The sequence below is a fragment of the Tabrizicola soli genome (assembly GCF_015999335.1).
Taxonomy (GTDB): domain Bacteria; phylum Pseudomonadota; class Alphaproteobacteria; order Rhodobacterales; family Rhodobacteraceae; genus Tabrizicola; species Tabrizicola soli.
This window is the reverse complement of record NZ_JAEACP010000004.1, coordinates 180,799-188,678: the sequence shown is the minus strand read 5'-3', so window position 1 is coordinate 188,678 and position 7,880 is coordinate 180,799. Positions and strand designations below refer to the sequence as shown.

The 7,880-nt window shown below is 69.1% G+C and carries 9 protein-coding genes and 2 riboswitches; of the genes, 7 read left to right on the top strand and 2 right to left on the bottom strand.

The genetic code is table 11. The annotated features are described in order from the left end of the window. Positions 1–183 precede the first annotated feature (183 nt). A riboswitch (cobalamin riboswitch) is annotated at positions 184–397 on the top strand. Positions 398–430: 33 nt separating this feature from the next. From I7S92_RS05115 to I7S92_RS05095, 5 genes are all read left to right on the top strand, one after another. Further along, the gene (locus I7S92_RS05115) at positions 431–883 is read left to right on the top strand and encodes a DUF1636 family protein (RefSeq protein WP_197642405.1); all 453 of its coding nucleotides are present in this window, start codon (positions 431–433) and stop codon (positions 881–883) included. An 8-nt stretch (positions 884–891) separates the two neighbouring features. Further along, a complete protein-coding gene (locus I7S92_RS05110; protein WP_197642447.1) occupies positions 892–1,647 on the top strand; it encodes an ABC transporter ATP-binding protein in 756 nt (251 codons plus the stop codon). After that, positions 1,648–2,577 carry an ABC transporter substrate-binding protein gene (locus I7S92_RS05105; RefSeq protein WP_197642404.1) on the top strand — a complete coding sequence of 310 codons (930 nt, stop codon included), beginning with the start codon at positions 1,648–1,650 and terminating at the stop codon, positions 2,575–2,577. Between the two features lie 93 nt (positions 2,578–2,670). Continuing rightward, positions 2,671–3,726, top strand: a complete 1,056-nt coding sequence (locus tag I7S92_RS05100; RefSeq protein ID WP_197642403.1) for a FecCD family ABC transporter permease — start codon at positions 2,671–2,673, stop codon at positions 3,724–3,726. Beyond that, on the top strand, positions 3,723–5,162 hold the full coding sequence (locus tag I7S92_RS05095) for a cobyric acid synthase (protein ID WP_197642402.1): 1,440 nt from the start codon (positions 3,723–3,725) through the stop codon (positions 5,160–5,162). Before I7S92_RS05100 ends, I7S92_RS05095 begins: the two co-directional genes overlap by 4 nt. 52 nt (positions 5,163–5,214) lie before the next feature. Here the strand turns inward: I7S92_RS05095 and I7S92_RS05090 are convergent, their stop codons facing one another. Both I7S92_RS05090 and cobO read right to left on the bottom strand, forming a co-directional pair. Further along, complete coding sequence (locus tag I7S92_RS05090; protein WP_197642401.1) at positions 5,215–5,358, bottom strand: hypothetical protein; 144 nt, start codon at positions 5,356–5,358, stop codon at positions 5,215–5,217. A 71-nt stretch (positions 5,359–5,429) separates the two neighbouring features. Then, complete coding sequence (gene cobO, locus I7S92_RS05085) at positions 5,430–6,065, bottom strand: cob(I)yrinic acid a,c-diamide adenosyltransferase (protein WP_197642400.1); 636 nt, start codon at positions 6,063–6,065, stop codon at positions 5,430–5,432. 37 nt (positions 6,066–6,102) lie between these two features. Then, positions 6,103–6,305, top strand: a riboswitch (cobalamin riboswitch). An 82-nt stretch (positions 6,306–6,387) separates the two neighbouring features. Here cobO and I7S92_RS05080 point away from each other — a divergent pair. Further along, on the top strand, positions 6,388–6,747 hold the full coding sequence (locus tag I7S92_RS05080; RefSeq protein WP_197642399.1) for a DUF1636 family protein: 360 nt from the start codon (positions 6,388–6,390) through the stop codon (positions 6,745–6,747). Continuing rightward, positions 6,744–7,778: a cobalamin biosynthesis protein CobW gene (gene cobW / locus I7S92_RS05075; RefSeq protein ID WP_197642398.1), complete on the top strand. Its 1,035-nt coding sequence runs from the start codon at positions 6,744–6,746 to the stop codon at positions 7,776–7,778. The genes I7S92_RS05080 and cobW overlap by 4 nt, the downstream gene beginning before the upstream one ends. Positions 7,779–7,880: the final 102 nt, after the last annotated feature.

Below are 7,880 nucleotides of genomic sequence, written 5' to 3'. Positions count from 1 at the left end.
GCCTGATTGCGGGCTGCCCACGCGCATCCCCCCTCGCGCTTGCGGGTTAACACCCCTAACGCCCTCGGCTGCTGGGGGCGCTTCGCCCCCCAGACCCCCCGAGAGTATTTCGCCAAGAGGAAGCCCCTGCCGTCTCTGGTCGCCAGGGGGTCGCTTTCTGTCTTGAACCGGCGGACGAATGGGCGCACTCCTGTCCCGGATGGTTCCCGGCCAGTCAGAAGTACGGCCGGGTGAAAAGGGAATGGGGTGAGGTGTAGGCAACAGCCGCCAAATCCCCGACTGCCCCCGCAACTGTAAGCGGCGAGCGACCCTCTCATGCCACTGGCCGACTGGCCGGGAAGGTGGGGGAAGCGGCGACCCGCGAAGTCAGGAGACCTGCCATCGAAGAGGTGACCGCAGCCGGGCGGGGTGTCCCGGGATGGAGATTTCGATGGACGGCAAGTCGACGGGGCCCCTGGCCTCACCCCCCTATTCCGTGGCGCAGACCGCGCCGCACCAGATCCTGGTCTGCAAGGCCTGCAAGCACAAGGGCGAGGACTGCAAGCCGGGCTTCGCCCTGCTGAAGAAACTGCGGGCGGCGATCGCCTCGGCAGGTCTCGGCGACGAGTTCGAGGTCTCTGGCACCGCCTGCCTTGCGGGCTGCGTGCCCGCGCATGGCGAACCCTGCGTGGTGGGCTGGCGCGCGACCGGCAAGGCGACTTGGCTGTTCGGCGACATCGACCCCGACCAGCCGCTGGACGAGCTGATCGAATTCGCCCGGCTCTACGCCGCGCGCGAGGATAGCTGGATGTCCGGCAAGGCGCTGCCCCAGCATCTGTGCGACGCCACGCTGGCCCGCATTCCCGCCGCGATGATCGTCACCCGCGAGGGGGCGATCCAGTGACCCATGTGATGGAGGTGCGGGGGGTGACCTGGGGGCCGAAGCGGGCGCCCGCGATCCTGCATGACATTTCCTTCACCCTTTCCGAGGGTGAGGTCCTGGCCGTCTGCGGTGCGAACGGTGCGGGGAAGTCTTCGCTCCTCCGGCTCCTCTACCGCCACCAGGCGCCCCTCTCGGGATCGGTGATCGTCGAGGGCCGCGACCTCTGGCTTCGCCCGGCGCGCGAGGCGGCGCGGATCGTCGCCGCCGTGTTGCAGGAGCAGCCGACCGATTTCGCCCTGACCTGCCGCGAGATCGTGGCGCTGGGCCGCCTGCCGCACCGGCAGGGGATGGGGCCGGGCGCGCGCGACAAGGCGGTCACCGACGCCGCGCTGATCCGGATGGACCTTGGCCACCTGGCCGACCGCCGCTTCGGCACGCTTTCGGGCGGCGAGCGCCAGCGAGTCATGGTCGCCCGCGCCCTGGCGCAGGACCCCCGCATCCTGGTGCTGGACGAGCCGACGAACCACCTCGACATCCGGCATCAGCTGGAACTCCTGCGCCTCCTGCGCGGTCTCGGCCTTGCCGTGGTCTGCACGCTGCACGACCTGACCCTGGCGGCGGACTTCGCCGACCGGGTGCTGATCCTGGACCAGGGCCGCGTGATCGCCGACGCCCCCCCCGAGGAGGCCCTGACCGAAGCCACCATCGCCCAGGCCTTCCGTGTCGCCACCCGAATCGACCGCTCGGGCGGCAGCCCCCATTTTTCCTTCCAACTGGACCTCTAGATGAAACTCGCCCTCCTCGCCCTCCTGCTCTCCGCCGCCCCCGCCCTGGCCTTCCCGGTCACGGTGAAAAGCTGCAACCGCGACGTCACCTTCGACGCGCCCCCCGCGAAGGCCATCGCCAATGACGTGAACCTGGTCGAGATGATGCTGGCGCTCGGCCTGCGCGACCGGATGGTCGGTTATACCGGCGTCTCGGGCTGGAAGACGCTGGACGAGGAGCTTCGCGCCGGGATCGAGGAACTGCCGGAGCTCTCGGCGCAATATCCCACCCGCGAGGTGCTGCTGGGGGCGGAGCCCGATTTCTTCTTCGCCGGCTGGAACTATGGCATGAAGGTCGGCGGCGAGGTGACGCCCGAGTCGCTGGAGCCCCTGGGGATCAAGACCTACGAGCTGACCGAAAGCTGCATCCACATCGGCCCCAAGGCGCGCAGCTCGATGCAGGACATGTATGTCGATCTCCTGAACCTCGGCGCGATCTTCGGCGTCGAGGAAGAGGCCAAGGCGCTGGTCGCCGGCTATGAGGCGGAACTGGCCGAGATCACCGCAGGCATCGACCGGACCACGCCCCTGCGGGTCTTCGTCTACGACTCGGGCGAGGAAAGCCCCTTCACCGCCGGCGCCTACGCCATGCCGACCGCCCTGATCGAGGCGGCGGGCGGCACGAACGTCATGGACGACCTCGAGAAAAGCTGGGCCACCGTTACCTGGGAGGCCGTGGTCGAGAGGAACCCCGAGGTCATCATCATCGTGAACTACGGCGACGTGACGGCCGAGCAGAAGATCGCCTTCCTGGAGGGCAACCCGGCCTTCGCCGCTGTCGACGCGGTGAAGAATGACCGCTATGTGGTGCTGGAATATGTCGAGGCCACGCCCGGCCCGCGCAACATCCGCGCGGTGGAAAAGCTGGTGGCGGGCTTCCGGGGGAAATGATGCCGCACCAAAGCTCATCGCATGGCTTCGCCGCTCTTCGCTGGCGCGGGGACGCCTGCGAGGAGTGCACGAAGTGCATCGACGAGCATTGACATGACCGAAACCCCGCTCGCCACCCCCGCCCGCTCCGCCCTGCGCCTCACGCGCAGCGCCGGGGCCGTTCTGGGTGGCGGCGGGATCCTTGTCCTCGCCGTCCTCCTTGCCGTCACGGTTGGGGCGGTCCCCATTCCCCTTGCGACCGTCTGGGGCGTGTTGGCCAACCACCTGAGCCCCGGTCTCGTCACCCCCGACTGGGCGCAGGGGCGCGAGGCCATCGTCTGGGACATCCGCTTCCCCCGCGCTCTCCTTGCCGCCCTGGTCGGTGCGGGCCTCGGGATCACCGGGGCCGCGCTGCAATCCGTCACCCGCAACCCGCTGGCCGACCCGCATCTCCTCGGCATCTCCTCGGGCGGGGCCTTCGGCGCCATCGCGGCGCTCTTGCACACCGGCCTTTTCCTCGGTCTCCTCACCGTCCCGCTCATGGCCTTCGGCGGAGCCCTGGCCGCCACGCTCCTGGTCCTGATGGTCGCCCGCGTCACCGGGGCCACCTCGGCCGATCGTCTGGTCCTGGCGGGAGTCGCGGTCAGCTTCATCATCATGGCCGGGGCCAACATCCTGATCTTCCTCGGCGATCCCAAGGCCACCCATACCGTTGTCTTCTGGATGCTCGGCGGCCTCGGCCTTGCCCAATGGTCGCATCTGGTCTACCCGCTCGCCGTCCTTGTCCCCGCCGGCCTCTGGCTCTGGAGCCAGGGCCCCGCCCTCAACGCGATGAGCCTTGGCGACGAGACCGCCGCCTCGCTCGGCATTCCCGTCGCCCGCTTCCGCCTCTCGGTCTTCGTCGTGGGCGCGCTGATCACCGGCGTCATGGTGGCCTTCTCCGGCCTCATCGGCTTCGTCGGCCTGATGATGCCGCATCTCGTCCGCTTCGCCGTGGGCGGCGACAACTCCCGCGTCCTGCCGCTCTCGGCCCTGACCGGGGCGATATTCCTCGTCGTCGCCGATACCGTGGCCCGCATCGTCATGGCGCCCGAGGACATGCCGATCGGCGTCGTCACCGGCCTTGTCGGCGGGGTGTTCTTCCTCGTGCTGATGGCGCGCAAGCCATGAAACGCATCATGATCCAGGGGGCCGGCTCGAATGTCGGCAAGTCGATGCTGGTGGCGGGCCTCTGCCGCCTCTACACCCGTCAGGGCCTGGCCGTCCGGCCCTTCAAGCCGCAGAACATGTCGAACAATGCCGCCGTCGCCACCGGAGGCGAGATCGGGCGCGCCCAGGCCTTGCAGGCCCGCGCCTGCGGGGTCGCGCCGCATGTCGACATGAACCCGGTGCTTCTCAAGCCCGAATCGGAAACCGGGGCGCAGGTGATCGTCCGGGGCCAGCGCCTGACCACGGTGAAGGCCCGCGACTATGCCGCGCTGAAGCCGCAGCTGATGGCCCCGGTGCTGGAGAGCTTCCGCCGCCTGCGGGCCCAGGCCGACCTCGTGCTCGTCGAGGGCGCCGGCAGCCCGGCCGAGGTGAACCTGCGCCCGGGCGACATCGCCAACATGGGCTTCGCCCGCGCCGCCGATGTGCCGGTGATCCTGACCGGGGACATCGACCGCGGCGGCGTCATCGCGCAGCTCGTCGGCACCCAGGCCGTCCTCGACCCCGAGGATGCGGCGATGATCCGCGGTTTCCTGATCAACAAGTTCCGCGGCGATCCGCGCCTCTTCGACGACGGCTACCGCCTGATCGCGGCCCGTACCGGCTGGCCCGGCCTCGGCGTCGTCCCCTGGTTCCCCCACGCCCACCGCCTGCCCGCCGAGGACGCCGCCGATCTGGGCGGCACGCGTGGGACGGGGGAGTTCCTGATTGCCGTCCCGCATCTGAACCGCATTGCCAATTTCGACGACCTCGATCCCCTGGCGCAGGAACCCGGCGTGACGCTGAAGATCGTCAAGCCCGGCCAGCCCCTCCCGGTCGAGGCCGACCTGATCATCCTGCCGGGATCGAAAGCCACCATCGCCGACCTCGCGCATTTCCGCGCCCAGGGCTGGGACATCGACCTTGCCGCCGCCCTGCGCCGGGGGGCGCGGGTCCTCGGCCTCTGCGGCGGCTACCAGATGCTGGGGCGCGAGATCGCCGACCCCGAGGGCATCGAGGGCAAGCCGGGCTCTGTCCCCGGTCTCGGCCTTCTCGACCTCACCACCACCATGACCCCCGACAAGCGGGTGACCGAGACCGAGGCGCTGCATCCCGCATCAGGCACGCGCGTCCGCGGCTACGAGATCCACCTCGGCGCGACCTCCGGCCCGGACCGCGCCCTCCCGATGTTCACCGTCGCGGGCCAGCCCGAAGGCGCAATCCGCGCCGATGGCCGCGTCATGGGCAGCTACCTGCATGGCATGTTCACCGAGGACGCCTTCCGCCGCGCCTTCCTCGGCGGTCTTGGCGCCAGGCCGGGGGCCGAGAGCTACGACCGGACGGTCGAGGAAACGCTCGACGCCCTGGCCGACCACCTGGCAGAGCATGTCGACAGCCGCCGCCTGCTGGCTCTGGCCTAGACCGCCCGGTGCAGGCGCAGGGCGGGCAATATCGCCCACCCCGCTCCAATGCTCAGAACAGCCCGTCGCCGCCCTTCTCCTGCTCGATCGCCTCATCCGCGACCACCGCCGCCGCGCCGCCCACGACCAGCGGCGCACAAGCCGCCGTCGCCAGCGTCAGCAGCGCCATGACCGCCACCAGACCCGTCTTCCGCATCCCGATCCCTCCTTGTCCAAGTCTGGCCGAGCTTGATGCCTCCGGCCCACCCTTGTCCATACCGGAAGCCCTCAGAACTCCACCCCCGGCTGGCCCTTGATCCCTGCGCGGAACGGATGCTTGACCAGCGTCATCTCGGTCACCAGATCCGCCGCCTCGATCAGCTCTTCCTTCGCATTCCGCCCGGTCAGGACCACATGGGTCAGGGGCGGTTTCTCGGTCGTCAGGAACTCCAGCACCTCGCCGATGTCCAGATAGTCGTAGCGCAGCGCGATGTTGATCTCGTCCAACAACACCATCCTGATCTCCGGGTTCCGGATCAGCTCCTTGGCCTTTCCCCAGCCCGCCCGCGCCGCCGCGATGTCGCGGGTCTTGTCCTGCGTCTCCCAGGTGAAACCCTCGCCCATCGCGTGGAACTGGCAGAGATCGCTGAAATGGGTGGTGATCAGCCGCCGCTCGCCGGTGTCCCAGGCGCCCTTGATGAACTGCACCACCGCGCAGGGCATTCCGTGCGCGATCGAGCGCAGGATCATCCCGAATCCCGACGAGGACTTGCCCTTCCCCGCGCCGGTATGGACGATGATCAGCCCCTTCTCGCCTTCCTTCCCGGCCATGATCTTGTCCCGCGCGGCCTTCTTCTTGGCCATCTTATGCGCATGCCGGGCCAGCTCGGCTTCGGTGTCTTGTGTCGCATCAGCTTCGGTCATGGTCGGTCGCGTCCTTGACAAGAGGGGGGTGCATGGCTCAGGTGAACCTTGCGCTGGTTCCTGTTTATGACAGGCGAAGAGGGAATGTGACAGGTCGGAAACGACCCCAAGCAGCCGCCCCCGCGACCGTGACCGGAGAGGTTCCATGGCCACTGACCCGCCAGGGTCGGGAAGGCGGGGGCCGTGGGGACAAGCCCCGTATCCGCAAGCCGGGAGACCTGCCAGCGCATAGGATGAACCGGCGGACGGGGTGTACCGCGACCGGGTAAAGGCGAAGGACGCCTTTGCTGGCCCATGCCCCCGACGCCACTGGAAGGCTGCAATGGGCGCGACCCTACATGTCTGCACCACCTGCAAGGCCGGCGAGCCGGTGCCTGAGGGCGATGTGCCCCCTGGCGCGAGGCTGCACGCCGCGCTGACGGCTGCCGAGCTGCCCGAGGGTGTGCGCATCGTCGGGGTCGAGTGCCTGTCCGCCTGCAATACCGGCTGCGCCGTCTCGCTGTCCAAGCCCGGCGCCTGGGCCTATGTCTACGGCCGTCTCACCCTTGACGACGTCTCTGCGATCCTGGATGGCGCGGGGAAATACGCGGCCAGCCCGGACGGGATCGTCCCCTGGCGCGATCGTCCGACCGTCTTCCGCAAGCAAAGCATCGCGCGCATCCCGCCCCTGGAGGCCCCATGACCGACCTGACCAAAATCCCCGTGACCGTGATCACCGGCTTCCTCGGATCGGGAAAGACCACGCTGATCCGCCACCTGATGCAGAACCCCCAGGGCAAGCGCCTTGCGATCCTGGTCAACGAGTTCGGCACCGTGGGCGTCGACGGCGACATCCTGAAATCCTGCGCCGACGAGAACTGCCCCGAGGAGAACATCGTCGAGCTTGCCAACGGCTGCATCTGCTGCACCGTCGCCGATGATTTCATCCCGACCATCGAAAGCCTGATGGCCATGCCCCAGCGCCCCGACCACATCCTGATCGAGACTTCGGGCCTGGCCCTGCCGAAGCCGCTCCTGAAAGCCTTCGACTGGCCCGCGATCCGCAGCCGCATCACCGTCGACGGCGTCATCGCGCTCGCCGATGCCGAGGCGGTGGCCGCCGGCCGCTTCGCCCCCGACGTCGATGCGGTCGAGGCTCAACGCGCCGCCGATCCCAGCCTCGACCACGAAACCCCGCTGTCGGAGGTCTTCGAGGACCAGATCCTCTGCGCCGACCTGATCCTTCTCTCCAAGGCCGACCTCGCCGGGGACGCGGGCCTCGCCGCCGCCAGGGAAGTCATCGCGGCGGAGCTGAACCGGCCGGTCCCGATGCTGCCGATGACCGAAGGCGTCATCGACCCGCGCGTCGTCCTGGGCCTTGCCGCCGCCGCCGAGGACGACCTCGCCGCGCGCCCCTCGCACCACGACGGGGCCGACGACCACGAGCATGACGACTTCGACTCCGCGGTCATCGACCTGCCGGAGATCGCCGACCCCGAGACCCTGGCCGCCGCCATCCAGCGCCTTGCGCGCGAGCAGCGGGTCCTGCGGGTCAAGGGCCATGTCGCGGTCGCGGGCAAGCCCCTGCGCCTGCTGGTCCAGGCCGTCGGCGACCGGGTGCGGATGCAGTTCGACAAGCCCTGGGGTGCCGCGCCGCGCCGTTCGCAGCTGGTGGTGATCGCCGAGCATGACGACATTGACGAAGCCGCGATTCGCAAGGTCCTGGGGGCCTGAAACCGTGATCCGCCTTTTCCCCACCCCTGGCCGCCTGGCGCCTCCCTCCCCCCGCCGTGGGGGAAGGCAGGGGTGGGGGGATGCATTCTTCCGGAGGATGTG